The sequence below is a fragment of the Bacillus sp. FDAARGOS_1420 genome (assembly GCF_019344915.1).
GTDB lineage: Bacteria > Bacillota > Bacilli > Bacillales > Bacillaceae_G > Bacillus_A > Bacillus_A mycoides.
In genome coordinates, this window is record NZ_JAHWJB010000002.1 from 3244688 (window position 1) to 3268621 (window position 23934).

Annotated in this window: 37 protein-coding genes; 14 read left to right on the top strand and 23 right to left on the bottom strand. The window is 35.8% G+C overall.

Features of this window, described 5'->3' with window-relative positions:
* Position 1: 1 nt before the first annotated feature.
* Genes spoIIIAE through I6L50_RS26825 form a run of 6 tightly spaced genes read right to left on the bottom strand, consistent with a single transcriptional unit; the run spans position 2 to position 3554 of the window.
* Positions 2–1174: a stage III sporulation protein AE gene (spoIIIAE, locus tag I6L50_RS26800; RefSeq protein ID WP_002033983.1), complete on the bottom strand. Its 1173-nt coding sequence runs from the start codon at positions 1172–1174 to the stop codon at positions 2–4.
* A 10-nt stretch (positions 1175–1184) separates the two neighbouring features.
* Complete coding sequence (gene spoIIIAD / locus I6L50_RS26805; RefSeq protein ID WP_078172833.1) at positions 1185–1568, bottom strand: stage III sporulation protein AD; 384 nt, start codon at positions 1566–1568, stop codon at positions 1185–1187.
* Between the two features lie 23 nt (positions 1569–1591).
* Positions 1592–1795 carry a stage III sporulation protein AC gene (spoIIIAC, locus tag I6L50_RS26810; RefSeq protein WP_000020914.1) on the bottom strand — a complete coding sequence of 68 codons (204 nt, stop codon included), beginning with the start codon at positions 1793–1795 and terminating at the stop codon, positions 1592–1594.
* Positions 1796–1809: 14 nt separating this feature from the next.
* The gene (gene spoIIIAB, locus I6L50_RS26815; protein WP_002088574.1) at positions 1810–2325 is read right to left on the bottom strand and encodes a stage III sporulation protein SpoIIIAB; all 516 of its coding nucleotides are present in this window, start codon (positions 2323–2325) and stop codon (positions 1810–1812) included.
* A complete protein-coding gene (gene spoIIIAA / locus I6L50_RS26820; protein WP_219303520.1) occupies positions 2319–3245 on the bottom strand; it encodes a stage III sporulation protein AA in 927 nt (308 codons plus the stop codon). Before spoIIIAA ends, spoIIIAB begins: the two co-directional genes overlap by 7 nt.
* A 27-nt stretch (positions 3246–3272) precedes the next feature.
* A complete protein-coding gene (locus I6L50_RS26825; protein WP_219303521.1) occupies positions 3273–3554 on the bottom strand; it encodes a YqhV family protein in 282 nt (93 codons plus the stop codon).
* Positions 3555–3732: 178 nt separating this feature from the next.
* Between I6L50_RS26825 and I6L50_RS26830 the strand changes: the two genes are divergently transcribed.
* Positions 3733–4314: a GNAT family N-acetyltransferase gene (locus I6L50_RS26830; protein ID WP_219303522.1), complete on the top strand. Its 582-nt coding sequence runs from the start codon at positions 3733–3735 to the stop codon at positions 4312–4314.
* The gene (locus tag I6L50_RS26835; protein WP_002138295.1) at positions 4295–4615 is read left to right on the top strand and encodes a hypothetical protein; all 321 of its coding nucleotides are present in this window, start codon (positions 4295–4297) and stop codon (positions 4613–4615) included. The genes I6L50_RS26830 and I6L50_RS26835 overlap by 20 nt, the downstream gene beginning before the upstream one ends.
* Before the next feature lie 35 nt (positions 4616–4650).
* On the opposite strand, the gene efp is transcribed toward I6L50_RS26835, so the two are convergent.
* From efp to I6L50_RS26855, 4 genes are read right to left on the bottom strand one after another with little or no spacing between them, the layout of a single operon-like run.
* Complete coding sequence (gene efp / locus I6L50_RS26840; protein WP_002033989.1) at positions 4651–5208, bottom strand: elongation factor P; 558 nt, start codon at positions 5206–5208, stop codon at positions 4651–4653.
* 21 nt (positions 5209–5229) lie between these two features.
* Positions 5230–6291 (bottom strand): Xaa-Pro dipeptidase, encoded by a 1062-nt coding sequence (pepQ, locus tag I6L50_RS26845; protein ID WP_002033991.1) that lies wholly within the window; start codon positions 6289–6291, stop codon positions 5230–5232.
* A gap of 4 nt (positions 6292–6295) precedes the next feature.
* Positions 6296–6736 carry a type II 3-dehydroquinate dehydratase gene (aroQ, locus tag I6L50_RS26850; protein ID WP_070144825.1) on the bottom strand — a complete coding sequence of 147 codons (441 nt, stop codon included), beginning with the start codon at positions 6734–6736 and terminating at the stop codon, positions 6296–6298.
* Between the two features lie 55 nt (positions 6737–6791).
* Positions 6792–7277, bottom strand: coding sequence for a YqhR family membrane protein (locus tag I6L50_RS26855; protein WP_113935559.1), 486 nt, complete (start codon positions 7275–7277; stop codon positions 6792–6794).
* A gap of 244 nt (positions 7278–7521) precedes the next feature.
* On the opposite strand from I6L50_RS26855, the gene I6L50_RS26860 reads away from it, so the two are divergent.
* A complete protein-coding gene (locus tag I6L50_RS26860) occupies positions 7522–8442 on the top strand; it encodes a DUF1385 domain-containing protein (protein ID WP_002015047.1) in 921 nt (306 codons plus the stop codon).
* A 79-nt stretch (positions 8443–8521) separates the two neighbouring features.
* On the top strand, positions 8522–8923 hold the full coding sequence (locus I6L50_RS26865; protein ID WP_002015046.1) for an SA1362 family protein: 402 nt from the start codon (positions 8522–8524) through the stop codon (positions 8921–8923).
* 80 nt (positions 8924–9003) lie between these two features.
* Here the strand turns inward: I6L50_RS26865 and I6L50_RS26870 are convergent, their stop codons facing one another.
* The 3 genes from I6L50_RS26870 to splB form a co-directional block, all read right to left on the bottom strand.
* Positions 9004–9651 (bottom strand): HAD family hydrolase, encoded by a 648-nt coding sequence (locus tag I6L50_RS26870; protein WP_113935561.1) that lies wholly within the window; start codon positions 9649–9651, stop codon positions 9004–9006.
* A 53-nt stretch (positions 9652–9704) separates the two neighbouring features.
* A complete protein-coding gene (mntR, locus tag I6L50_RS26875; RefSeq protein ID WP_002143106.1) occupies positions 9705–10133 on the bottom strand; it encodes a transcriptional regulator MntR in 429 nt (142 codons plus the stop codon).
* 133 nt (positions 10134–10266) lie between these two features.
* Positions 10267–11292 carry a spore photoproduct lyase gene (gene splB, locus I6L50_RS26880; protein ID WP_374108415.1) on the bottom strand — a complete coding sequence of 342 codons (1026 nt, stop codon included), beginning with the start codon at positions 11290–11292 and terminating at the stop codon, positions 10267–10269.
* 156 nt (positions 11293–11448) lie between these two features.
* On the opposite strand from splB, the gene I6L50_RS26885 reads away from it, so the two are divergent.
* The 4 genes from I6L50_RS26885 (at position 11449) to I6L50_RS26900 (ending at position 14174) form a co-directional block, all read left to right on the top strand.
* A complete protein-coding gene (locus tag I6L50_RS26885; protein ID WP_000556081.1) occupies positions 11449–11766 on the top strand; it encodes a PadR family transcriptional regulator in 318 nt (105 codons plus the stop codon).
* A gap of 5 nt (positions 11767–11771) precedes the next feature.
* The gene (locus I6L50_RS26890) at positions 11772–12458 is read left to right on the top strand and encodes a DUF1129 domain-containing protein (RefSeq protein WP_113935562.1); all 687 of its coding nucleotides are present in this window, start codon (positions 11772–11774) and stop codon (positions 12456–12458) included.
* 7 nt (positions 12459–12465) lie between these two features.
* A complete protein-coding gene (locus tag I6L50_RS26895; RefSeq protein ID WP_219303524.1) occupies positions 12466–13134 on the top strand; it encodes a DUF1048 domain-containing protein in 669 nt (222 codons plus the stop codon).
* A gap of 200 nt (positions 13135–13334) precedes the next feature.
* Entirely contained in the window at positions 13335–14174 is an 840-nt protein-coding gene (locus tag I6L50_RS26900; RefSeq protein ID WP_002138306.1) for a hypothetical protein, read from the top strand.
* A gap of 28 nt (positions 14175–14202) precedes the next feature.
* On the opposite strand, the gene I6L50_RS26905 is transcribed toward I6L50_RS26900, so the two are convergent.
* Entirely contained in the window at positions 14203–15039 is an 837-nt protein-coding gene (locus tag I6L50_RS26905) for a lipoate--protein ligase family protein (RefSeq protein ID WP_002015039.1), read from the bottom strand.
* A 170-nt stretch (positions 15040–15209) separates the two neighbouring features.
* Between I6L50_RS26905 and I6L50_RS26910 the strand changes: the two genes are divergently transcribed.
* A complete protein-coding gene (locus I6L50_RS26910) occupies positions 15210–15593 on the top strand; it encodes a rhodanese-like domain-containing protein (protein ID WP_002015038.1) in 384 nt (127 codons plus the stop codon).
* 37 nt (positions 15594–15630) lie between these two features.
* Here the strand turns inward: I6L50_RS26910 and I6L50_RS26915 are convergent, their stop codons facing one another.
* A complete protein-coding gene (locus tag I6L50_RS26915) occupies positions 15631–16167 on the bottom strand; it encodes a hypothetical protein (protein WP_002129065.1) in 537 nt (178 codons plus the stop codon).
* A 317-nt stretch (positions 16168–16484) separates the two neighbouring features.
* Between I6L50_RS26915 and I6L50_RS26920 the strand changes: the two genes are divergently transcribed.
* The 5 genes from I6L50_RS26920 to I6L50_RS26940 all read left to right on the top strand — a co-directional run bounded on the left by I6L50_RS26920 (position 16485) and on the right by I6L50_RS26940 (position 19133).
* On the top strand, positions 16485–17462 hold the full coding sequence (locus I6L50_RS26920; protein ID WP_219303525.1) for a LacI family DNA-binding transcriptional regulator: 978 nt from the start codon (positions 16485–16487) through the stop codon (positions 17460–17462).
* A gap of 96 nt (positions 17463–17558) precedes the next feature.
* Positions 17559–18140: a TetR/AcrR family transcriptional regulator gene (locus I6L50_RS26925; protein WP_002034003.1), complete on the top strand. Its 582-nt coding sequence runs from the start codon at positions 17559–17561 to the stop codon at positions 18138–18140.
* Positions 18141–18211: 71 nt separating this feature from the next.
* Positions 18212–18544, top strand: a complete 333-nt coding sequence (locus I6L50_RS26930) for a DMT family transporter (protein ID WP_000312339.1) — start codon at positions 18212–18214, stop codon at positions 18542–18544.
* 1 nt (position 18545) lies between these two features.
* Complete coding sequence (locus tag I6L50_RS26935; protein WP_002015033.1) at positions 18546–18860, top strand: DMT family transporter; 315 nt, start codon at positions 18546–18548, stop codon at positions 18858–18860.
* A 15-nt stretch (positions 18861–18875) separates the two neighbouring features.
* Positions 18876–19133, top strand: coding sequence for a DUF3975 family protein (locus tag I6L50_RS26940; RefSeq protein WP_088034289.1), 258 nt, complete (start codon positions 18876–18878; stop codon positions 19131–19133).
* A 153-nt stretch (positions 19134–19286) separates the two neighbouring features.
* Here I6L50_RS26940 and I6L50_RS26945 read toward each other — a convergent pair whose 3' ends face one another.
* The 8 genes from I6L50_RS26945 to I6L50_RS26980 all read right to left on the bottom strand — a co-directional run bounded on the left by I6L50_RS26945 (position 19287) and on the right by I6L50_RS26980 (position 23878).
* Positions 19287–19472, bottom strand: coding sequence for a hypothetical protein (locus I6L50_RS26945; protein ID WP_219303526.1), 186 nt, complete (start codon positions 19470–19472; stop codon positions 19287–19289).
* 247 nt (positions 19473–19719) lie between these two features.
* A complete protein-coding gene (locus I6L50_RS26950) occupies positions 19720–20316 on the bottom strand; it encodes an ABC-2 transporter permease (protein WP_219303527.1) in 597 nt (198 codons plus the stop codon).
* A gap of 14 nt (positions 20317–20330) precedes the next feature.
* The gene (locus I6L50_RS26955) at positions 20331–20954 is read right to left on the bottom strand and encodes an ABC-2 transporter permease (protein ID WP_219303528.1); all 624 of its coding nucleotides are present in this window, start codon (positions 20952–20954) and stop codon (positions 20331–20333) included.
* Positions 20955–21021: 67 nt separating this feature from the next.
* The gene (locus I6L50_RS26960; RefSeq protein ID WP_107886353.1) at positions 21022–21654 is read right to left on the bottom strand and encodes an ABC-2 transporter permease; all 633 of its coding nucleotides are present in this window, start codon (positions 21652–21654) and stop codon (positions 21022–21024) included.
* A 14-nt stretch (positions 21655–21668) separates the two neighbouring features.
* Positions 21669–22337 carry an ABC-2 transporter permease gene (locus I6L50_RS26965; RefSeq protein ID WP_219303529.1) on the bottom strand — a complete coding sequence of 223 codons (669 nt, stop codon included), beginning with the start codon at positions 22335–22337 and terminating at the stop codon, positions 21669–21671.
* Positions 22318–23190, bottom strand: coding sequence for an ABC transporter ATP-binding protein (locus I6L50_RS26970; RefSeq protein ID WP_113734232.1), 873 nt, complete (start codon positions 23188–23190; stop codon positions 22318–22320). Before I6L50_RS26970 ends, I6L50_RS26965 begins: the two co-directional genes overlap by 20 nt.
* Positions 23191–23193: 3 nt before the next feature.
* Entirely contained in the window at positions 23194–23568 is a 375-nt protein-coding gene (locus I6L50_RS26975) for a GntR family transcriptional regulator (RefSeq protein WP_002190660.1), read from the bottom strand.
* Positions 23569–23686: 118 nt separating this feature from the next.
* Entirely contained in the window at positions 23687–23878 is a 192-nt protein-coding gene (locus I6L50_RS26980; protein ID WP_002088608.1) for a hypothetical protein, read from the bottom strand.
* Positions 23879–23934: the final 56 nt, after the last annotated feature.

The window sequence follows — 23934 nt, forward strand, 5'->3', positions numbered from 1 at the left end:
CCTACCGCATCATGAGAGTAATGTTCCCGGCAGCAATAATAATTGTGATACTTAAAAAGAACATAAATGATACGATAGCTAAGCAAGCAAATACGTAAATGATACTTCGTCCAATGATATCTAAACATTGAATAATTGCTCCTCCGCCTACTGGTTGCAATACTGCTGCTGCGAATTTATAAATAAACGCGATACAAAAAATTTGAATCGCTGGGAAAGCGACAATTAAGCATAAAATAACGAGCCCGATAATTCCTACTGTGTTTTTTAATAATCCAGATGCACTAATAACAGTATCCGCAGCCTCAGTAAACATCCTTCCTACTACAGGAATGAAGTTTCCTGTTACAAATTTAGCCGTTTTCACAGCTATACCATCAGCAACGGCTGACGCTGTTCCCTGTACAGATAATACGCCTAAAAAAACCGTCAAAAAGATACCAATAATCCCAACACTAACGTTTTGCAAAAGCTTGGACAATTTCGTAACTTTATATTGATCACTCATCGTGCTTACAATACTTAATATAGTTGCAAGTAATAAAAGTGGTAGAACGATATAGTTCATAAGAAGCCCACTCGTATTCATTAAGAAAATGATGATTGGATGAAAAAATGATACAGAAACAACACCGCCGCCTGTTGCTATGAGTGCAAGTAAAATTGGTAATAACGCTAGTATGAAATCTACCATTGTTTGTATCGTCTCTCTTGCATATGTCATGACGACATAAAAACTATTTAAAGCGAAAATAATAAGTACCATGTATACGACTGCATCAGCGATTTTACTCACGCTACTCTTTGAAAAAGCAGATTGTAACGATTGCAACAATGCACTGAAAATCGTGAGCATAATGAGCGTTCCAAGTAACTTTCCATTTGCAACAAGCTCATGAAATAGATATTTTAGTAGACCTATCATCCACTCTTTTATGGAGAACTCTTTTTCTCCCTTTACAAACTCCATAAAGCTTCCTTTTTGACTCTCTGGTAAATAGCCTCCATACTTTGTAACAAGCCCGTCCCAAAATTGCTTCACATCTTCAATTCCGAGCTTATCCAATTGTTGATCAACGACGTTTGTTTCTATAGGAGAAGCTTGTACAACAATCGGTAAAGAAAAGAAAAGGAAGCAAGCAAATAATAGCTTAGCTCCAAACTTCCTCAACATTCACTCCCCCTTATCCCGTAGGTAAAAAACCGAGAATTGTTTCAATTACAACCGTCAAAATAGGAATTGCCATGACGAGAATTAAGATTTTCCCAGCTAATTCAATTTTCGAAGCGATTGCACCTTGACCAGCATCCTTTGTAATTTGCGCACCAAACTCAGCGATATAAGCAATCCCTATAATTTTCAATAACGTTTCTACATATACGTTGCTAACCTTCGCTTCACTCGCCACTCTCTCAATCATTTGTAAAATAGAATGAATTTGATCGATTAAGAGAAGAAACATCATGCTACCAATGAACACAATAAATAACGATGTAATACTAGACTTATGCTGATTTAAAACAGCAGCTAAAAATGTAGCAACGAGGCCTAATCCGACAATTTGTATAATTTCGATTCGAACCGCCTCCTTTACTGGAAGAGAAAGACACTTTTAATCTTGTCGAATAGAGTATTAATTAAAAATGCAACATGAAACAAAATAACGACAAAACCGACAAGGATAACCCAATTTGCAATATCCTCTCGCTTTAATTCTTTTAGTACAGTATGAATGAAAGCTAAAACAATGCCGATTCCGGCGATTTGAAATATTAATCCAACATCAATGGACATCGCCTTTCTCCCCCCTATAGCAGTAAAATTACGATAAGTAGCCCTGCCAGTACCCCTAAACTCTTTATCATTTTTTCATATTGTAGTTGTAATGCTTTCGCTTCTCCTTCTTCTCTCTCCAAATGTGTAATACATAAGCGAATATGTTTTTGCTGTGATTCACGATCATGTTGTCCAAGTGTTTCACCAAATTGTTGTAAGATTTCATACTCGGTTTGTTTAAACGCCGTTAACGTCCAGTTCTCCTTCAAACTATCAATCCAAGCTTCTCTAACTGTTTGCTCCCCGTCCTCTAGCCGTTTCGAAAAGCTTTGAAATATCCAATTTAACGGCTTCGGCATTTGTTTGACTAAACGCTCTGCAGCCTCAGATAACGGCGTGTGTCCATACATAATTTCAGCTTCTAATGATTGCAATGCTGCCTTCAATAACCTAAGTTGCCGCGGTCTCTCACTGTACCTTTTAGCGTATGAAAATCCGAAAAAAGTGCTAACAGCAACTATTAATACCGCACCAAATATTTTCACCATACGCCTTGAGCCTTTCTATGAGGTAATACTGATTTTCCATATTTATCTTTCACTTGCATAACCGTTCCTGGCCCTCTCGCTTTTGATAATTCCACAAACCTATCAAATACACCAAGTTCCAGCACCGCCTGTAACGATGGACGTTTCACAACATCATCATAAGAAAATCCATGTGCACTTATAAAAAGCTGAACACCTGCATGTACCGCCTCCATAATCGCTTCACTATCTTCTTTACGTCCAATTTCATCTACGATTAATATGTCTGGGCTCATAGAACGAATCATCATCATCATTCCTTCAGCTTTTGGACAAGCGTCTAATACATCTACTCGCACGCCAAAGTCATATTGCGGGATTCCTTTCACACAGCCCGCAATTTCTGATCGTTCATCAACAATTCCCACTTTACATGAAGGAATTTTCGAAGCACTTACACCCTGACTCATACAGCGTGCTACATCTCTTAAAAGTGTTGTTTTCCCCGTTTGCGGTGGGCCTATTACCATCGTGTTTAACCATCGTGATTCATAAAGATATGGCAGAAGCGGCTCAGCAATCCCTATTTTTTGACGGGCAATACGAATATTAAAAGAAGAGACATCCCGAATCATTTTCACTGCACTTTTTTCTGTAATGACTTTTCCAGCTAGGCCAATTCTATGTCCTCCTCGTAGTGTCACATATCCACGTTTCAATTCCTCTTCCATCGTATAAATTGAGAATTGACTTAATTTATTCAATAAATGGATTGCATCTTCCGCTGTAGCGATATAGTCATAGAAAAACACTTCTCCATGTGCGATACACTCTAGTGGCCTTCCAATTCGAACACGAATTTCCTCTAGAGTATCGTATTGTTTACAGCCTTCAACTAACTGTCTCATCGTTTTCGGTAAAACTTCTAATACTTCTTTCATAAGCTTCTCCCCACTATACTCGACTTACTATTTCAACAACGCGATAAAAATGCAGCCAATTCCAAGTGCTAGAAAAAAGAATTTCAAGAAAGAAATCTCACTTGCTACACTCGCTATGCCAATTGTCATTGTTAAAATTAATACGGTCGGTCCAACAAACGCCAACATACCATTTATAAACAATGCTTTCTTCGCATCATTCATGTAAAGCATAAGCAAAGCGGCGAATATTTCCGCGCTTCCTGAAAACAACCGAAGTAACCCCATAACAAGCACGGATGTTTCCATTGCCGCTAGCCACTGTTTCATTCTCCCACCTTCTCCCATAACAGTTACTACTTCCTTATTCTGAAAAAGAATATATTTGTACAACCATATGCAGAGGTTGTCTATTTCAGAAGTAAAAACATAATTTTTCTCTATCGACTTTATTAAAATCTGAATATTCTAATCAATTTATGATATATTTAATAGAAAAGGAGCATAGATGATGAAGCAAGTTACTTTATTACCACTCGATTTACGATATGTAAATGTGCTTTTTGAGCTATCAAGCAATCCACATGTAAAAAATGCATTAGGGCTAAAAGTAGAATCAGTAGAAGATACAAAAACATTCATTCTTTTTGCAATTGAAGAGGAACGAAAAAAGCACTCCTTATCAAGAGTGATTGTAAGTGAGGAAAATGAAATAATTGGCCTCACGACACTTAAACATATTAATTACGAACAAAAGCACTCACATATTGGAAGTTGGCTCGGCTATCAATATTGGGGAAGAGGATATAACGAATCTGCTAAAAAAGAGATCTTTAAAATCGCTTTTTTAGACTTGCAACTTACATACGTATTTGCCGGTGCTAAAACGAATAACATTCGCTCTTTAAAAGCACAAGAGAAACTACCTTACATTTCATTACATGTGGAAAAACAATTTCCAGACATACACGCTGCTTTGGAGAAAGAAGTAAAATCACCTTGCGTACTGCATGTTGTATCATGCGAAAAATTTTCAAATTGGTTGGAAGTACGAAATGAGGGGGGAAAATATGAAGGGATTGAAAATTAGTTTAACAATTGTAGTAGAATTAGCTATTATTTATCTTTTTTCAAAAATGGTCGGCTGGTCATTTTTGGAGAGCTTTTTCCTTGGCAGTCTAGCAATATTTGCAATTACTTGGTTAATTATTATGAGTACCTTTAGAAATAACAATATGGATCATGCAACGAATAAAACTTTTACCGGTATTGAAACTGGTGAAATACGCCCGTTTCAAATTGTTTTGACTCCATATATTATGGGTACCCTTTCACTCGTCACAGTTAGTTTTGTTATAACCGCAATTTACTATCTTCCCTACTTCCTATAAAAAAAGCACTCGTGATAATCACGAGTGCTTTTCTACTATGCACGAGAAACGTATTTACCTTCACCAGTGTTGATGATAAGCATTTCGCCTTCGTTAATGAAGATTGGTACTTGTACAACAAGACCAGTTTCTAATTTAGCTGGTTTTGTTACGTTAGAAGCTGTGTCACCTTTAATACCAGGCTCTGTTTCTGACACTGTTAATTCAACTGTGTTCGGAAGTTCAACACCAAGTACTTCATCTTGGTATGTCATAATAGATACTCCCATGTTTTCTTTTAAGAATTTCAATTCGCGCTCGATTTGGTTTTCACCAAGTTCGATTTGCTCATAAGTTTCGTTATCCATAAATACGTGAGACTCACCGCTCGCGTATAAGTATTGCATACGACGGTTTTCGATGTGTGCTTTTTCTACTTTTTCACCTGCACGGAATGTTTTCTCTTGAACAGATCCTGTGCGAAGGTTACGTAGTTTAGAGCGAACGAATGCAGCACCTTTACCTGGCTTTACGTGTTGGAAATCCATTACTTGCCAAAGGGCATTGTCCACTGAAATTGTTAAACCTGTACGAAAATCGTTTACTGAAATCATGTAAAAAAATCCTCCTGTGTATTACAAAATAATAAGTTCTTTTGGTGATTTCGTTATTACTTCATTACCTTCACTTGTTACAATGATATCATCTTCAATACGTACCCCGCCAACACCTGGAATATAAATACCTGGTTCTACTGTTACAGCCATACCTGGTTCAAGTACTGTATCAGAACGGAACGCTAAACCTGGTGCTTCATGGATTTCAAGACCGATTCCATGACCAGTAGAGTGTCCGAAGTATTCACCATATCCTTTTTCCGTTATGTAATCACGCGTTAATGCATCAGCCTCACGACCCGTTAAACCAGCTTTAATACCGTTCACACCACGTAGTTGTGCTTCTAAAACGATATTATAAATTTCTTTTAATTTATCAGATGGTTCACCGACTGCAATCGTACGAGTAATATCAGAGCAATATCCTTTGTAATAAGCGCCGAAGTCTAATGTAACGAAATCTCCTTTTTCTATCACTTTTTCAGATGCCACGCCGTGCGGTAATGCCGAACGAAGACCTGAAGCAACGATAATATCAAACGAAGAAGATGTTGCTCCTTGTTTTCTCATGAAAAATTCAAGTTCATTTGACACTTCAATTTCAGATACTCCCGGGCGAATGAATGATAGAATATGCTCAAAGGCAGCATCTGCAATCTGTGCAGCTTCCTTTAATATCTTAATCTCTGAATCAGTCTTTATCAAGCGTAACTTTTCTACAAGCCCAGAAGTTGGGATGAATTCAGCTTCGATCGCTTCATTATGCGTTACGTAAGAGCTATATGTAAGAGTATCTTGCTCAAAGCCTAGCTTTTGAATTCCAAGTTCTTTAACTTGTTTCGCAACTTCATCAAGAATTAATCCTGGATGCTGCACTATTTCGTATCCAACCGCTTGCTTACTAGCTTGCTCTACATAACGGAAATCTGTAATAAATAGAGCACGCTCTTTTGAAATTAGTACAACACCAGCTGTTCCCGTGAAATTCGCCATATATCTACGGCTATGTTCATTCGTTAATACGATACCGTCAATACCAGCCTCATCAAACGCACTTCTTAATCTCTCGATCTTTTCCATTACTTTATGCCTCCCTCAATTTCTCCATTAATGCAAATAACGCTAACTTATAGCCATAAAAACCAAATCCAACAATTTGTCCCGCACAAACAGCCGCCGTCACAGATTCGTGACGGAACGATTCACGCTGGTGAATGTTAGAAATATGTACTTCAATAACAGGAATCGAAATGCTCGCAATTGCATCTCGAATCGCATAGCTATAATGCGTAAATGCTCCAGGATTTAAAATGATCCCTTCATATATATCTTCAGCCTCATGAAGACGATCGATAATAGCACCTTCATGATTCGATTGGAAACATTCTAACTCCACTCCCATTTTCTCTGCTTCTTGTTTCATATCTGTTTCAAGCGTCGCTAACGTTCCTTTTCCGTATACATTTACTTCCCTAACGCCAAGGCGATTTAGGTTCGGACCGTTTACGAGGAGTAACTTTTTCATTTTCTTAAAACTCCTTAATATTAAAGAATGTCTATACGACATTTTAACATAGGAATCACTTATTTGAATAGTTTGTCTTCTCGCTCCCTTCTCCTCTATTTGTATTATTCGATTCGAATGCTACAGAATACGAAATAAAAACACCATATAATATAAAGATACATACTGTCGTTACAATTGTTTCTTTCGGTAAATGGAGTGCACTTTTAATAACAGGTGCCATTAGCCCCATCCCCAAAAATAATAATGCCCACCAAAACAAACCGTATAGTACGCCAGGGAATACTCCTTCAAACTTTTTAAAAAGGGCTTTATAGAGAAATGCCACTAAAATTGAAAGAAGTCCCATACAAACGATACCTACTACATTTCCCCAAACCCCTTCTTTCCAATCTCCAAATGCAAACGGTAAAAGTAAATAGTTAGGTCCAGCTTCTGTAAATGAGAATATATGAAGGAAATACCATATACCTCCCCAAAATAAGCCACCAAATAAACCAATTTGTACAAAGTTTCTTATTGTTGATTGTTCTTGATTCACATTGACACCTCCGCTCACTAGTATGCCCGAAACTATTTTGAGGCATGTTTAAATCCTGCAAAATTTGTCTATAAAAAGAATAAGAAATGTCCGACTCTCGTAACATTTTCCCTTGTCATCTGCCTGTATTTGTCGATAAAATAAAGGAAACTCGGTGATTGTCTTATTTCAAGATGACAAAACCAAGTATGACAATTGCCTCTTTTTCTACATAAGAGAGAAACAAATACAGGTTGGTGTTAACATGGCAGAAGAGTCAAAACAAATATATGGCGGGCAGGCAGTCATAGAAGGAGTTATGTTTGGCGGTAGAGAATATACTGTTACAGCGGTTCGTCGTAAAGATAAATCGATTGAATTTTATCGTTTACCACGCGTTCGTAATAAAGCATTGTCTCTACTAAAGAAAATTCCATTTTTACGAGGTATTGCCGCTATTGTGGATGCAAGTGCGAATGGAGCGAAACATTTAAACTTTGCTTCAGAACGATTTGATGTCCACCCAGAAGAAGATGAACAACTTGCAAATAAAAAAGAAGAACAATCAAAATTAACGATGGTATTAGGAGTTGCAGCAGTTGGCGTTTTATCGTTCATATTCGGTAAAGTAATTTTCACAGCAGTTCCTGCACTTTTAGCTGAATTAACGAGACCGATTTTCCCATCTCATACAGGGCAAATCATTGTCGAAAGTGTCATTAAGCTCATGCTATTATTGAGCTATATATACTTCATTTCTTTAACCCCACTTATTAAGCGGGTATTTCAGTACCACGGTGCGGAACATAAAGTAATCAATGCTTATGAGAATAATCTTCCACTGACTGTAGAAAATGTTCAAAAACAAACTCGCCTCCATTATCGCTGTGGCAGTAGCTTTATTATATTTACAGTCATTATTGGAATGTTTGTCTATTTCCTCGTCCCTACAGATCCGCTTTGGGCAAGGGTAGTAAACCGAATTTTATTAATTCCAGTTGTTCTCGGTATTTCTTTTGAAGTATTACAATTTACCAATCGATTACGAGATGTCCCTGTTTTACGAGTACTTGGATATCCAGGATTATGGCTGCAACTATTAACAACGAAAGAACCAACAGATGATCAAGCGGAAGTTGCAATCGCATCGTTTGAAGAATTATTACGTTTAGAAAACAAACAATAATTATTTAAAAATGGTGTTCAACTCCTTTCCTCATCGTTAATATACTAATTTTAATATATGTTTTTAGGAGGTGTCCCTTATGAACGGTCGTTCGTTTACATTCGCTATATTTGTGCTTATTATCGGATTGGCAATATTCGGCCTTGTTTCATCTGTTATTACAAATCCAATGGAAGTATTGAAAAACATTGGTATCATGTTAGCTGTCGTCGGTATCTTTTACTTACTCTACAAAATGTTTACAAACTCTAGTGGTTCTGCAAATTCGCAAAGCTCATATAAGCGTGCAGCGAAACAATCGAACCGCAAACACGGGAAACAAAATGTAGCACCCCTAAGTAATTCTTTCTTGAAACGAAATGCTTCTGATGACAAGGGGAAAAAGGGTAATTCTCCATCGTTGAAAAGAAAAAGAAAACAATCTCATTTAACTGTCATTGAAGGTAAAAAAAACAAAAAGAAAGACCGTGCTTCCTTTTAGGAAATACGGTCTTTTTTTATCCCGGTTGGTGCGGGGCTAATAATCAGTGGAAGATGCGAAAAACCCTACTGATTAAAGTTTCACTTTATATGTTGAAGCACTTCTTTCAAACTTTTCTCTTCCATACTTTCGATACGAAGGTGATGGTTTTCAAATTGCAAATTTCTTGTCACATCATTAGGTACGACGACACACTTTAATCCTGCTGCCACCGCTGCTTTCAATCCATTTAATGAATCTTCAAACACAACAGCTTCTGATGGTTCAATTCCTAATTCTTCTATCGTAACTTTATAAAGAGCTGGATCTGGTTTTACCTTCTCTACATCTTCTCGCGTTTTAATCACTTCAAAATAATCTCGAATTTGTAGCTCTTCTAAAAAACGAACGACCCACTCCCTAGATGAACTAGAGGCTAATGCGATTTTCAATCCAAGTTCTTTCGCTTCTTCTAAATATTCTTTTACCCCGCCACGCGCTTTTGGTATTTTCATTTTCTCTTTATGTAAAGTTGTTACTTTTCCCTTTAATGCATGCTCGTTAAATTTTTCTTTTAATTGCTCTTTTAAATATGCATAAAGCACTTCATCTGTCGTTCCAATACATTTTGCAAATTCCTCTAAAGGTAACTCGCCGCCGTATTCACGAACAGCATCTCTGAAAGAGTGAAACCATATTGTTTCTGTGTCCACAATTAATCCATCAAAATCAAAAATAATTGCTTTCATTATTCTCCCGTCCTTTTCGATTGAAATAAAAAAGGAAACGCCACACGTTCCCCTTAATTACTTTTCTCTTCATTTGCTTTTTGAACACCACGAAGTGTTTTTACTCGAACTTCATCTTGTTCAAAGTATTGTACTAAATCACCGATACGGTCAATTGATTCCCAACTTAAATGATGTTCAATTCCTTCTACATCATTATAAATTTTGCTTTCATCCACACCGATAATGCGCATAAACTGTTCTAACAATTCATGACGATATACGAGACGTTCACCGATTTTTTTACCTTTTGATGTTAATACAAGCCCTCTATATTTTTCATAAATTAGATATTCGTCTTTGTCTAATTTTTGTACCATTTTTGTTACAGAGGATGGATGTACACTAAGCGCTTCAGCAATATCAGATACACGGGCATAACCCTTTTCATCAATCAACAAATAAATTTGTTCAATATAATCTTCCATACTAGGGGTAGGCATCGGTTTCCTCCATCCAATTTCATTTTGCTTATTCCGTACGAAGCAATCAATAAAATGATACACCAGAAAGAATAACGTGACAAGGTGGAAACGAGCCTAAATATATAAAACAAAAAAAGAATCTAGATTCCCCTTATGTAAAATATTGAATTTCTGCATCTGGAAAATACTCATATATATAACCTCGTATTGTTTCTTCTAATACTTCCACATCATCCTTTTGATATACATATTTCCCAATACCGTATCGTCCCCATTTATATTTCCGCTTCTCTTCATCCATTTCAAGTTTCGTATTCGGATAACGTTCTTGAATGACTTTTTTGGCTGGTTTCGTAAAACGATGTTGAATTAATTCGAACGTTAAATTTGGTATCGTCATGTCTTTTAACGCATTGTACAATCGTTCAAACAATTCACGGTACCCTTCTTCCCACCCTTCATGCATATAAATTGGCGCAACAATAAAGCCAAGAGGATAATTAGCCCCCGCTACTTTACGAGCAGCCTCAATTCGCTCTTCAAATGGCGATGTCCCTGGTTCAAAGTTTTTAATAACATAACGTGAATTAATACTAAATCGAAAACGCGTTTTCCCATTATGCTTTGCATCTAATAAATGATCAACATGCGAATATTTCGTAACGAAACGTAAACGTCCATGTTCACTTTCTCCGATAAACTCTATCGCCCGCTTTAATGCATGTGTCAAATGATCAATTCCAACGATGTCTGATGTACACGCCGCTTCAAATCTTGTTATTTCAGGGGCCCTTTCATCCATATATTGCTTTGCCTTCTCAAAGATTTCATCTAGATTCACATACACCCTTACGTAAGGTTTACTCCCAAGTGTCGTTTGCAAATAACAATAATGACAATGTCCCATACACCCTGTTGCAAGCGGAATTGCATATTCAGCTGAAGGTTTTGATGTATCGAACTTTAACGTCTTCCTCACCCCAACGACAAGTGTTGCTTTTGCATTACGATACTTTTGCAATTCATTTTCCCCTGGAAAATTTCTAATTTGATTGTGTGATGTCGTTTCACGAGTTTCTAATCCCATCTTCGTAAACTTCTCATAAAGCTCTTTTCCAAGCGGATATTCGAGTGCCCTCGGTTCAAAGTAAACGAGTTTTGGTATAAATGGTTTCATGTGCTTCCCTCCTCTCGTTAGTATGGGAAGCACAAAAAAATTAACACAGATTAAAGTTTTCCACTTCAGTAACTTGCGTTGCAAGTTACTGAATGTTATAATTTGGATAACAGCTACCTTGCAACGCAAGTTACCTGGATAAAAGGTGGTGAAATCATGCACAGCCAAATGTTAAAAGGTGTACTAGAAGGTTGCATTCTATATATCATTTCACAAGAAGAAGTGTACGGATATGAACTAAGTACAAAATTAAATAAACACGGCTTTACATTCGTAAGTGAAGGAAGCATCTATCCTTTATTGTTACGCATGCAAAAAGAGAAACTTATTGAAGGTACATTAAAGGCTTCCTCTCTGGGACCGAAGCGAAAATATTATCACGTAACTGATAAGGGATTAGAACAACTTGAAGAATTTAAAAAAAGTTGGGGAATGGTTTCAACGACGGTAAACAACTTATTACAAGGGGAGTGATAGGGATGAAGGCGAAAGATTTAATCGAATTAAATAATCAAAAGCGTAAATTATTAAATGCAGAAAATGAAACCACCTATAGTGACATGTTAATATACATCCGCCTAGCTAAAGTGCCAGAGTACCAAGCAGAAGAACTGCTAATTGAAATTCTAGATCACCTTATTGAAGCCCAGCAAGAAGAAAAAAGTACTTATGATATTTTTGGCGACGACTTACAGGCGTACTGTGACGAGCTAATTGCTGCTCTACCGAAGCAAAGTTTATGGGAACAATTATCGATTCCTTTATTTATAACTAGTTACCTGTTAGCAATATACTTTGCTATTTCTTCCGTAATTGCATTGGTATTTCCCTTATTTTCAAATGAAGCACGTTTTAAATTTGTACACATTGATTTCATTTATCTGCTCGCATTTATCTTGTCGGTACATCTTATGATACGTTTTATTTTCGATTTTATTAACACTGATTTATTTAAAAACACAACAACTATTTGGAGGCATATAGGAAGTTTTTTAATACGCCATAGCCTATGGATACTATTAATCGGTATTTCCTTTTTATTTATAAAAAAGCCCTATACTACTTTGCAAATTTCACCTTGGATTGGCGCTTTACTTGCCATCTCTTGCTATGCACTATATAAACTTTTCTTCAAAAAAGAATACTTAGAATTTAAAAAGGAGTAACGAGGTTATGACCGAAAAAGAAATGGTTAAGTTAAACAATGATAAAAGAAAATTATTAACACCTGAAAACGAAGCTGCTTATGGTGATATGCTTATTTATTTACGCTTTACTAGCGTTCCGCAAAAGCAAATGGAAGAACTGCTATTAGAAATATTAGATCATCTTTTAGAAGCACAAGAAGATGATAAAAATGCTCATGATATTTTCGGAGAAGATTTAAAAGCTTACTGTGATGAATTAATTAATTCTTCAGAACATCAAAATCTTTTCCAACAAGCCGCCGTTATTGGGTTTGCAGTTAGTTTATTGTTAGCTATTCAAATTGGATACGATACATTTACTACTCTTATGCAAAAACTATTTACAGATACAAATCACTTAGGAATTCCATTTAGTATTCCCGGAACAATATTATCTGCTATCGTTTTAACAATCGGTGCTTTCATAACTTTTTCGTTATTTAGACGTTTTTCTTTTACAATACTGGTTTCCTGGAAACAAAAAGCACTCCTCTTATTATCAGCGTTTATACCTTTTATCTTATCAGTTTTTTCAAACGTATTTTTTAAAACACAACCATACTTATTTTATAATTTGTCTATTTGGCAAGGTGCTCTTGTTACACTTTCTTTTTATATTCTGTACAAATTTTTATATAAAACATCTAAATTTTAACAGCCTTTCAAACGGCTGTTTTTCTTCTGTCTAATTTTACAAATTGAAAAATTTCATAAAGAAAATAAGAAAAATGCAAAATAATTAAAGTTAATTGTTGACGTGATGCTTTTATTATCGGTATCATAAATCTTCGTGAGCAATTATTTTTCGTTATACGATTTTTTTATTATTATTGAATTTTTGAGAGGAGAAATTTGATGTCAGTTAAGAAGAAAACGCAAGTACGCACCGGCAAAATGGTACGTGAACTAATGTTAGCAGACGAAGATGTAAATGCTTCGCTAATTATGGTATATAGTGAAAACGGTGTAAACGCAGAAATTAAAATCGAGGGCTTAACGCCAAAATGTAACGAAGAATTATTTTTGAGCGGAAACGTGGATTGGAACAAGAGTGTTATTTATAAAATTGTTGATTTCACTGGGAACGCTGAGGTTGGTAAAGTTACATTAACAGCGATGAACAAAAATAATGTTTCTCTAGAAGTTGAACGCGTTATGTGGAGCAAAGAAAATAAAGAAGCTGCTGAGCAAGAAGAAACAGTTGTAGAAGCTACTCCGAAAAAAGAAGTAGTTGTAGAAGCTCCAAAAGCAGTTACACCTGCTCCAAAGCCTATTACGCGAGTAGAAACACCTGCTGCACCTAAACCTACTCCGGTACCAACGCCGAAGTCAGTAAGTGTTGAAGCAGCTATAGAACTATCTACTCCAGCACCTGTGAAAAAAGCAGTACCTACTCCAGTTACAAAGCAAGAGACAGCACCGGTTACTCCTACAAAACCGAAGCAACCTGCTTTGACTGAAACAAATACAAAACTACAAGAAAATTATGTTAAACTTGTGAAAAAGACAATTGAAGTTTGTCAAGATTACGAGCTTGGCATCGACATAGATGATTCTATTGAAGGATTAAAAAAAGAACTACAAAGCCAAGGTATTAGCGTTACATTCGACAAAGAAATTATGGACGTTGTAAATCGCCTTCGTTCTTTACAAGATAAAGGAATCAAAGTAGAAAAAGTACTTAATTTACTATAAAAATAAGGAGATGGCGGTCGCCATCTCCTTATTTTTTATAATTCCATTCATTACTTTCATACTTCTCTTTTGCTAAAGTTTGAACTTCATGAAGCTGTTCTTCTGTTAGTTCATACGGCACAAGCTCTATATCTAAACCTTTTTCAAATCCAGTTTCAAACGCTTTAATTAACTGTTCAATCGTAAATGTACGGTCTGTTAATTCATTAATCGCTACCGCTTTAGAAGAAAACATGTTTTTCATACGCTCTTTTACTCGCTCATTTGGGAATAAAAATAGGTCGTATAACTCATCTAAATCTATTTCTAACGGAATAGAACCGTGTTGTAATATAACACCTTTTTGACGTGTTTGAGCACTACCCGCGATTTTTCTTCCCTCAACTACAATTTCATACCAAGATGGTGCATCAAAACATACTCCTGAACGCGGATTTTTTAAATTCTCACGATCCGCTTCTGTTTTCGGAACTGCATAATACGCTTCTAATCCTAATGCCTTAAAACCGTCCAATAAGCCTTGCGAAATAATTCGGTATGCTTCTGTAACTGTTTTTGGCATATTCGGATGATCTTCAGACACAATAACACTGTACGTTAATTCTTTGTCATGTAGTACACCCCTGCCGCCTGTTTGACGACGAACGAATCCATATTTCTTTTCGTTAACTACATCCATATTTATATCTTTTTCAACACGCTGGAAATACCCGACTGTTAATGTTGGTACTTCCCATTCATAAAAACGAATTGTTGGTGACATTTTCTTTGCACTTTGCCAATTTAATAAACATTCATCTAACGCCATATTAAATGCTGGTGAACATTGACCAGAGTTAATATAACACCATTTTTCTTTTCCCATCCTGCACCTCATATAACCAATTATTTTTCACATTCTCTAGTCTACCAAATTCGACAAAATTTGTGAAAGAATACGAAATTTCTTCTTATATACAAATGAATCTGTTGCATAAATACATATGGGCATTATAATATTGAAAGTAGGATAAGAAAAAAGGGAGCGATAGAATCGTGTCAACAAACTTGATTATTATACTAGCCGCAATTGCAGCATTCATCGGCTACACTGTATGGATGTATTTCTATCAGAAAAAATTAATTAAAACACTTTCAGAAGATGAATTTCGCGCTGGCTACCGTAAAGCACAGCTTATCGATATTCGCGAAGCGGATGAATTTAACGCGGGACATATTTTAGGTGCGCGTAACATTCCATTATCACAAATTCGCCTTCGCCACAAAGAACTCCGCCAAGATCAACCGGTTTATTTATATTGCCAAAGCGGATTCCGTACAGGTCGTGCAGCTCAATACTTAAAAAAACAAGGCTACACAGATTTCTACCAATTAAAAGGTGGATTTAAATCTTGGTCAGGAAAAATTAAAAAGAAATAATATACAAAAAACTAGCTGCACGATACAGCTAGTTTTTTCATTCCATATTGTTCGCAATGTACAGCAGATTTTGTTTAATCACATCTTCAGCTTTCTCATCTACATTACGATATAATAGCTGATATTCAATCCCCTTCTCTTTCCATATAAGCGTAGCAAATTCGTCCCCTCGCTCGTAATCATCCTTATTTTTAAAATAAGCAGGTGCTCCATTATTCAATTTCATTTGTTCTTGAAATCGATTCTCTTCTACGAGGTATGGAAAACTGTAAGAAAAGTTGGCCACTGTTAATTCTATATAATCGTGCCTTCCTTTCTCTTGTTGCTTATATTTAATCGTTAAGACAGCATTCTTCTTTCCCATCGTTCTTACCTCTCCCTTCACATCACTCGTAATGTCATAAGGTAAAAACGTTGGAACTTTAAACTTTGCCGGAAAATATTTTGGAAGTTCCTTTAGGGGAATCGGATCAGTAACACGGTCCTTAGCCCCTCCTGTTGTTCCTACAAATGTTTTTTCTTCTTGCATCGTTTGCTGAAATGAACATGAGCTAAGTATTACACTAGAAAACACGAAACAAATGATTCCTTTTTTCAATTTGTTTCCGCCCTTTCATGCCGCTCTCTTAACGAGCGAAGCGTTTATACTCTCTTCTATTCGCTTCGTTATCAAACGCCTCCTCCGAAAACTTTCCACGTTATTCTCACACATTTTGACAAAAATTCTTTGCAGACATACAAAAAAGACCTCGCTATTCTTACGCCCAAATAAAAAGGTTACGCGAATAACAGAAGTCATGCTTATAACATAGATTGTGAAAAGCTTTTCAGGTCAAGATTTTTTTCATTCTTATTATTTTCCCCTTATAATTAAGTAAAGAGGTGATACATATGGCCAATATAAAACAAATTGCAAAAACTGCTGGTGTATCTATATCAACTGTTTCTCGTGTTCTTAATAATCATCCTTACGTAAAAGAAGAAAAGCGTAAGCGTGTTTTAGATGCAGTTGAAGAATTGAACTATGCAAAAAATATAAATGCTATCCATTTAATAAAGGGAAAAACGTATACAATCGGGGTTATGCTACCTTTTATTAATCTTCCGTACTTTAGCACGATCATTGAAGGAATCGGAAACGAAGCGTTAGCAGCTGGATATCATATTAATTTATGCCAAACGAATTACGATAGTATTGAAGAAATTCGCGTTCTTGAAATGATGAAAATGAAACAATTTGACGGGATGATTATTTGCTCTCGCACGAGTTCATGGGAACAAATTGAACCGTTCGCAAAATTTGCTCCTATTATTTCATGTGAAAAAATGAACCATCCCCTCATTTCATCTGTCTATGTAGATCATTACGAAGGATTCCGCCTTGGTACTTCCTATTTACTCAGTAAAGGTCATGAAAAAATCGGCATTTGTTTAGCAAGAAAAACAAGTGTTAATTCAATCGAGCGTGAAAAAGCTTTCGCCGATACTCTTCGTCACGAAGGAAAAACAGTACACCCTGATTGGATTTTTCATCAATGTTATACGATGCAGGACGGGGCAAAAATACTTCATCGTATTTTAAACATGAAAAATTGTCCAACCGCTATTTTCACAGCGAACGATCAAGTAGCTGCTGGTTTATTAACAGAGGCGCGAAAACATGGCATTCGCGTTCCTGAAGACCTTGCTATCCTTGGATTTGATAATCATGAAATTTCAAAGGCGTTAGAAATTTCAACTATTGAGCATCCTGGTCTCGCAATGGGCTCACATGCTTTTTCTTTATTCCATAAACAGATTCAGAACGAGCAAATTGTCGGGAACGCAAAAGAGCTTTCATTCCATTTAATTGAGCGAGATACTGTCTAAAAAGAGCGTTACCTATTGCGCTCTTTTTCAGCTCTTCCCCTATTGACTTTATATTTTCCATCTCATATAATGAACCTAACGAACGGTAGGTAGGGGATGAAAATGACAGCAAACCGCATTAAAGCTGTAGCACTTTCTCATTTCGCGCGCTACGGCTACGAAGGAACTTCATTAGCAAATATTGCTCAAGAAGTTGGGATTAAAAAACCATCGATTTACGCACACTTTAAAGGAAAAGAAGAGCTATATTTTACATGCTTAGAATCCGCTCTTCAAAAAGATTTACAAAGCTTCACTGACGATATCGAAAATTTTTCAAAATCGTCTACTGAAGAATTGCTAGTAAATCTGTTAAAAGGTTATGCAAAACGATTTGGTGAAAGTGAAGAATCAATGTTTTGGTTACGAACTTCTTATTTTCCGCCGGATGCATTTCGCGAACAAATTATTGATAAAGCGAATGTACACATTGAAAATGTCGGAAAACTTTTATTCCCTGTGTTTAAAAGAGCAAGCGAACAAGATGAACTGCATAACATTGAAGTAAAAGACGCTTTGGAGGCTTTTTTATGCTTACTTGACGGCCTTATGGTTGAACTACTATACGCAGGTTTAAATCGTTTTGAGACACGTTTAGAAGCTTCTTGGAAAGTATTTTGGCGCGGACTTTCAAACTGACGGATTGCTCCTTTGCAATGCGTCGTTTTTAAGCCCTTTACCTAACGACTGGTAGGAAGGAGAAATGACATATGGCATGGATTTATGTAATCATAGCTGGTATTATTGAAATTTTTTGGGTTATTGGACTTAAAAAAGCGGAGGCACCACTTGAGTGGGCTGGTGTTGCTCTATTAATTACAATTAGTTTCGTCTTATTATTTAGAGCATATAAAGATTTACCTGTCGGCACTGTATACGCAGTCTTTACAGGAATTGGAGCTGGTGGAATCGTTCTTACAGAGATTTTCATCTTCGGAGAACCTTTCTCTATCGTAAAAGTTTTATTAATTGGTTTAATCTTCTTCGGAGTAATTGGTTTAAAACGAGTAACAGAAGAAAAAGAAGCGAAGGAGGCCGCATAAAATGGCTTGGGTATTTTTAATTCTAGCTGGTATTTGTGAAATTGTTGGTGTACTCTTTATGAAAGTAGCCACTGAAAAGAAAGGCTGGGCACCAAAAGTTATTTTAATCGCTAACTTTGGCGTAAGCTTCTTCTTCTTATCTCTTGCAATGAACACATTACCGATGGGAACTGCTTACGCAATTTGGACTGGAATCGGAACTGCCGGAAGTGCACTTCTCGGTATTCTTATTTTCCGCGAGTCAGCGGATTGGCGTCGCCTTGCCTTCTTAAGCTGCATTCTATGCGGCGCTGTTGGCTTAAAATTATTAGGCTAACGTGAGGTGAATGTCATGTGGAAAGAAAAAGGAAAACAAATCTTAGCATGGATTACACTCGGGATCGTCATTCTATTACAAATAAGTTTTCATATAATAGAATGGTTGTTTCATAAAGTACTATTCATTCTTACATTCCTTCCTAACATGGCACTTGAAATTGCATCTATCGCTTGGTCAATTATTGCCTCCATTACAATCGTGATTATATGGAGTATCGCCAAGCTATGGAACAAGTTATTTAAAAAGGACAGTTCTTCTGAAAAGAAGTAACTGTCCTTTTTTTATAGTAAGACCCCCACCTCAAAATTCGGCGAATGCGAGGGAGTTAGGTGGGAGTCGGGCTGCCCGTAAACGCCCGATTGGTGTGGGCTAATAATCAGTGGGGATGGACAAAACCCCACTGATTAAAGTTTCACTTTATATTCATTCAGATTTTCTATAGAAGTTTGATGCGATCAGACAAAGCAGACCAGCTATGACAATACTTATACCAATCCCTTTATGCAAATTAGGAAATGGCGATGGTATATCTGAGTAAAAATTTGCTAATATGAGACCACTTGAAAATAAAAGTACCCCTATTCTATATAACCATCTTCTTTTGTTCATCATTCTCCCTCCTAAAATTTTTCATACCCTTCTTTCCTTTGGACATACTACCTAAAAAAGGAGTGGATAGTATGCAGAATTCTATACATAAGCAAATCCTGTTTTTATTTTTCCTCTTTCTCATTTTCGTTATCGTTTTCAGCTTTATATTACATACTCCGAAAGATGTGCCTAATAGCCTTTCTGTTTATAAACTTTTGCTCTCGTATTGCCGTTATTGAAAAAGGTGCCTTTTATGAGGCACCTTTTAAAATTCTCTCTTCTCATACAATTTCACTGAAACGAAGATAGATACTATGAACATGCAAATTGAACTAACGAATAACACGCTGTTGTATAGTTGAATTTGTTCCAGGTTGATTTGAAACAAAGTTTCTAAAATAACAATCGGCGCCATGAATATTACTATCGTAATAAAAATAGTTTTTTTATACCCTAGCCAAAACGATATCGGTAAAACAAAGCTTAAATACACTAAAATAAAGCTAATACTAGCAACCATTGTCGTTTCGATAAATTCAAATAGGTTAACCCCACTCTTCATTCCCATCGTGAAACAACCGACCGTTACGCTTATAAAAAGAATAATAATTGCTACTATATATTTCGCATACACAATTCGTTTTCTCAATATTGGCAAACTATTTACTATAACTTCACTCTCATCTTTACTATCTGCTTCAAATGTTTTTACTGTTGCCCCAATTGTAATAATTACTGACATAATTATGAACAGATTTTCCGTATCTGTTAAAGCCATATAAAAGAAAACAGGATACAGTATGTACCACATTAAAAATTTCCATTGAATGATGAAATCTTTTAAAATTAGTTGTTTCAACACTATTCTCCTCTCTCTTACAAATCACGCTCACTATACAAATTAATTGAGAATAACATAGACATGATATATAAAAGAAGCAGCCCTGCTATGAAACAAATATTTATGAATATACTAGTGTTCCAAGCATTTTCTACACTTAACCATACTTTACTTACAATCAGTCCACTTAAATACCCAAATGCGATTCCGATAAAAGGAGCAATTTGTTTTGCGCTGTTGTACCCTACTGCAAATTCAATCGGGAGCACAATTATGCTATAAACAAAACCACCTGTTATTCCTCCGAGAATCGCTCCCCATAGAATAAATACAGTTGTATTTTCGTTTTGCAACTGGATTAAACTAACAGCAAATGGGAAAATCCCACCTAAAGCAACTAAAATACTTACAAATATGTATTTCGCTATGACAATTTCTTCACGCTGCAACGGTAAACTATTTATTATCATTTCACTTTTATTTTTATCCTCATAACTCATTGACAGCATCATTCCAAGAACAGGTATAAACATGCTAAATGTCATCAGAAAACTATCACTACGAAAATCAACAATGAGAAGGAAAAGCAAGCATATTAGATACACAAAGCTTAATTTTTTTTGCAACATCATATCTTTTAAAACTAGTTGCTTGATCATTTGTTACACCTCCTAGTGGCATCTCGCAACATTAAACATTTTTTCTTATTAATCAAATATACAATTATTAAAGCTCCTTCTCTTTAAAAATCGCAATTGAAAAAAGCATTGAGATGAAATAACTTAAACATGCCACTATACTTAAAATACTTATAACTAGCATCACATCTGACGATTGAAAAAACATTAACAGAAGCCTTTCATCAGCAAATATATTGCACATAAACCCTAACAAGCCTATTAGAAGAAAAAATATAACTACTCCAAGGATAGTAACCGTTCGCTTATCCCCACTATATTTTATGGGGAGGATCATAACAGCATAAAGAACGGAAAAGAAAATAGCTATAAATAATGCATACCACGGAATATTTATATTTTCTCTTAATACAAATACAGGTAGTACAAAGAAAACAAATGTAACAACTAGACTAAATGCAATAAAAAATACAGTAGTCATGTATTTCGCAATAACAATGTCTCTTCTAGTAAAAGGTAAACTCACTAATATTTTTTCTGTGTTATTTTTTTCTTCAACTGATAAAGAAATTGAAATCATTGAAAGACATATAACAAAACAAACATACGCCAATTGAAATGGTTCTATAGAGCTTTGGAATGCTCCGTATATTGGCAAGATTAAATAGATGAGAAACATTTTTCTTTGTAAGAAAAACTCCTTCAAAATCAACTGTTTCATGCAAATTCCCCTCTCTATAAATCACGCGATCCATAAATTTTAATTGTTAGAAACATAGAAGCGATATATACACTAGCCAATATAATTCCTCCAGCTATAAATACGCCAAGATGTGATGGATTCATAATCCAATTAATGAATGATGGTGCTGTTTCGTTCAGACCATCCCCTATAAATATCCATGCAATTCCACCTACTGCCATCGATGCTCCTGACAATATACTCCTTGCTATCTTTGATTTCGTTCCGTAATAACTAGGAAAAAATGCCGCAACAAAAACCAAAGCGTAAACAGCCCCATTTACTACTCCATACCACGGAATTTCAATATACAAATTAGGATGATATGCACCGATATCATCAATAACAGCGATACCTCTTATAAGAAAAACAACTAGCATAGTGGAAACCATGCCCCCTACAATGAATATTGCACAGGAAATATATCTAGCAATAATGATATCCTTTCTGCTTAACGGTAAAATATTTATAATAATGTCACTTTTATTCCTTTCATCCATAAAGATTAACGTCATAACGGAGGAAAGAGTTATAAATAGACAGCTCATCGGAAATAACATTTCACCATCTGGCTCTAATATAAAGAATAAAAGAGGCATACTCAGATTCACTAACCAAGTTACCCGAAAAAAGAATAAATCTTTATATATGAGCTGAAGCATAGGCACCTCTCCCTTTCGCAGTGTAAACGATGATATCATCCAAGGTCGGTTTTTCTAATATTACTTCTTGCCCAAACCAGTCTATAATTGCTTGTCTATCCTCTGCTAAACCTTCAAAACCAAATTTATTTTTTCGTAATCCAACAAATAGTTCTTTTCCTTCTCGATCTAATAAATCATTACTTCCCTTTACGATTACGTAGTTCTCCATTAATTCATCTTTCTCACCAGCAAATATAATTTCTCCATCATTGATGAACGTAATATAATCCGCGATGCGCTCTAAATCTGTTGTAATGTGCGTTGAGAATAATACAGATACTTCATCTTCCATTACAATCTCTTGCAGCATATCAAGTAATTCACTTCGGACAACTGGATCTAATCCTGCTGTTGGTTCATCCATAATAATGAATTCCGCATGGTGTGAAAGTGCGATTGCAATCGCAAATTTCATTTTCATCCCTTTGGATAACTCTTTAATCTTTTTATACGTTGGAACTTGTAATCTCTGCATATACGATTGATACTGCTTTTCGTCCCACTTTTTATATAACGGTGCAATAATCCGTTTCATTTGCTCACACGTTAAATCTTCGTAATAATGATTTTCATCATATACAAAACCGATATTTTGTTTTATTTCCTTTTCGGCTTTCTTATTGTCCTTACCAAAAATTTTTATATCACCGCTCTCTTTTCTGATTAAATTCATAATCATTTTGATCGTCGTACTTTTTCCAGCTCCATTCGGTCCGATAAATCCCATAATATATCCACGTGGCAATGTAAAACTTACATTTTTCACTGAGAAATCTTGATAAGTTTTACAAACGTTTTTTAGCTCTAACATCTCTTATTCCCCCTTGTATAAACACGCAATCATCTGTTGCAACTCTTCCAGTGAAAGCTGCAACACTTTACTTTCATTCACAATCTCTTCCACTTTACTTTCCAATAGACGTAGCCGCTGTTCTTTTAATAGTTCATTATTTTTACGTGAAACATATGTCCCCTTCCCAGCAACAGTTTCTATATATCCTTCTTTTTCAAGCTCCTCGTATGCACGCTTCGTTGTAATTACACTAATTTGTAATTCCTTCGCTAAGCTACGAATAGACGGTAATTGGTCTCCACCCTTTAAACCACCATTTAAAATAAGCTGGCTTAATTGTTTTCTTATTTGCACATAAATAGGGTCTTGGGAAGAATTCGAAATAATAATATTCATGTTTTCCTCCAGTGTGTGTATATACTGTATATACCTTGTATACACAGTATATACACAACATCCTATTTTTGGCAAGAAAAAAAGACCAACATTTTCCTGTTGGTCTTTCGTATATGTATCACTTTTCAAAGCGATCTAACATTTCGTCTCTCATTCCGAAACTAACAACCGCAATTCCTACATACATAAAAAGAAGGAATGCTGGATGAACTGTATTGTACCAGCTGCTATCAACAATTAAATAAATCGTTAACGCCACAACAAGAACAAACGCTAAAATAAACATATAAAAGTGTCTTGTATTACCCATGATAAACTCCTCTCTTCTCTCTTCACCATTCAACAGTATATTGTATCGAATAATTC

What these genes read in the sequence shown, in the direction of transcription:
- spoIIIAE (WP_002033983.1), bottom strand. Translation starts at nt 1,174, where the DNA reads ATGTTGAGGAAGTTTGGAGCTAAGCTATTATTTGCTTGCTTCCTTTTC.
- spoIIIAC (WP_000020914.1), bottom strand. Translation starts at nt 1,795, where the DNA reads ATGTCCATTGATGTTGGATTAATATTTCAAATCGCCGGAATCGGCATT.
- spoIIIAB (WP_002088574.1), bottom strand. Translation starts at nt 2,325, where the DNA reads ATGGTGAAAATATTTGGTGCGGTATTAATAGTTGCTGTTAGCACTTTT.
- spoIIIAA (WP_219303520.1), bottom strand. Translation starts at nt 3,245, where the DNA reads ATGAAAGAAGTATTAGAAGTTTTACCGAAAACGATGAGACAGTTAGTT.
- I6L50_RS26825 (WP_219303521.1), bottom strand. Translation starts at nt 3,554, where the DNA reads ATGAAACAGTGGCTAGCGGCAATGGAAACATCCGTGCTTGTTATGGGG.
- I6L50_RS26830 (WP_219303522.1), top strand. Translation starts at nt 3,733, where the DNA reads ATGATGAAGCAAGTTACTTTATTACCACTCGATTTACGATATGTAAAT.
- I6L50_RS26835 (WP_002138295.1), top strand. Translation starts at nt 4,295, where the DNA reads ATGAAGGGATTGAAAATTAGTTTAACAATTGTAGTAGAATTAGCTATT.
- efp (WP_002033989.1), bottom strand. Translation starts at nt 5,208, where the DNA reads ATGATTTCAGTAAACGATTTTCGTACAGGTTTAACAATTTCAGTGGAC.
- pepQ (WP_002033991.1), bottom strand. Translation starts at nt 6,291, where the DNA reads ATGGAAAAGATCGAGAGATTAAGAAGTGCGTTTGATGAGGCTGGTATT.
- aroQ (WP_070144825.1), bottom strand. Translation starts at nt 6,736, where the DNA reads ATGAAAAAGTTACTCCTCGTAAACGGTCCGAACCTAAATCGCCTTGGC.
- I6L50_RS26860 (WP_002015047.1), top strand. Translation starts at nt 7,522, where the DNA reads ATGGCAGAAGAGTCAAAACAAATATATGGCGGGCAGGCAGTCATAGAA.
- I6L50_RS26865 (WP_002015046.1), top strand. Translation starts at nt 8,522, where the DNA reads ATGAACGGTCGTTCGTTTACATTCGCTATATTTGTGCTTATTATCGGA.
- I6L50_RS26870 (WP_113935561.1), bottom strand. Translation starts at nt 9,651, where the DNA reads ATGAAAGCAATTATTTTTGATTTTGATGGATTAATTGTGGACACAGAA.
- mntR (WP_002143106.1), bottom strand. Translation starts at nt 10,133, where the DNA reads ATGCCTACCCCTAGTATGGAAGATTATATTGAACAAATTTATTTGTTG.
- splB (WP_374108415.1), bottom strand. Translation starts at nt 11,292, where the DNA reads ATGAAACCATTTATACCAAAACTCGTTTACTTTGAACCGAGGGCACTC.
- I6L50_RS26885 (WP_000556081.1), top strand. Translation starts at nt 11,449, where the DNA reads ATGCACAGCCAAATGTTAAAAGGTGTACTAGAAGGTTGCATTCTATAT.
- I6L50_RS26890 (WP_113935562.1), top strand. Translation starts at nt 11,772, where the DNA reads ATGAAGGCGAAAGATTTAATCGAATTAAATAATCAAAAGCGTAAATTA.
- I6L50_RS26895 (WP_219303524.1), top strand. Translation starts at nt 12,466, where the DNA reads ATGACCGAAAAAGAAATGGTTAAGTTAAACAATGATAAAAGAAAATTA.
- I6L50_RS26900 (WP_002138306.1), top strand. Translation starts at nt 13,335, where the DNA reads ATGTCAGTTAAGAAGAAAACGCAAGTACGCACCGGCAAAATGGTACGT.
- I6L50_RS26905 (WP_002015039.1), bottom strand. Translation starts at nt 15,039, where the DNA reads ATGGGAAAAGAAAAATGGTGTTATATTAACTCTGGTCAATGTTCACCA.
- I6L50_RS26920 (WP_219303525.1), top strand. Translation starts at nt 16,485, where the DNA reads ATGGCCAATATAAAACAAATTGCAAAAACTGCTGGTGTATCTATATCA.
- I6L50_RS26925 (WP_002034003.1), top strand. Translation starts at nt 17,559, where the DNA reads ATGAAAATGACAGCAAACCGCATTAAAGCTGTAGCACTTTCTCATTTC.
- I6L50_RS26930 (WP_000312339.1), top strand. Translation starts at nt 18,212, where the DNA reads ATGGCATGGATTTATGTAATCATAGCTGGTATTATTGAAATTTTTTGG.
- I6L50_RS26935 (WP_002015033.1), top strand. Translation starts at nt 18,546, where the DNA reads ATGGCTTGGGTATTTTTAATTCTAGCTGGTATTTGTGAAATTGTTGGT.
- I6L50_RS26940 (WP_088034289.1), top strand. Translation starts at nt 18,876, where the DNA reads ATGTGGAAAGAAAAAGGAAAACAAATCTTAGCATGGATTACACTCGGG.
- I6L50_RS26945 (WP_219303526.1), bottom strand. Translation starts at nt 19,472, where the DNA reads ATGAACAAAAGAAGATGGTTATATAGAATAGGGGTACTTTTATTTTCA.
- I6L50_RS26955 (WP_219303528.1), bottom strand. Translation starts at nt 20,954, where the DNA reads ATGATCAAGCAACTAGTTTTAAAAGATATGATGTTGCAAAAAAAATTA.
- I6L50_RS26960 (WP_107886353.1), bottom strand. Translation starts at nt 21,654, where the DNA reads ATGAAACAGTTGATTTTGAAGGAGTTTTTCTTACAAAGAAAAATGTTT.
- I6L50_RS26965 (WP_219303529.1), bottom strand. Translation starts at nt 22,337, where the DNA reads ATGCTTCAGCTCATATATAAAGATTTATTCTTTTTTCGGGTAACTTGG.
- I6L50_RS26970 (WP_113734232.1), bottom strand. Translation starts at nt 23,190, where the DNA reads ATGTTAGAGCTAAAAAACGTTTGTAAAACTTATCAAGATTTCTCAGTG.
- I6L50_RS26975 (WP_002190660.1), bottom strand. Translation starts at nt 23,568, where the DNA reads ATGAATATTATTATTTCGAATTCTTCCCAAGACCCTATTTATGTGCAA.
- I6L50_RS26980 (WP_002088608.1), bottom strand. Translation starts at nt 23,878, where the DNA reads ATGGGTAATACAAGACACTTTTATATGTTTATTTTAGCGTTTGTTCTT.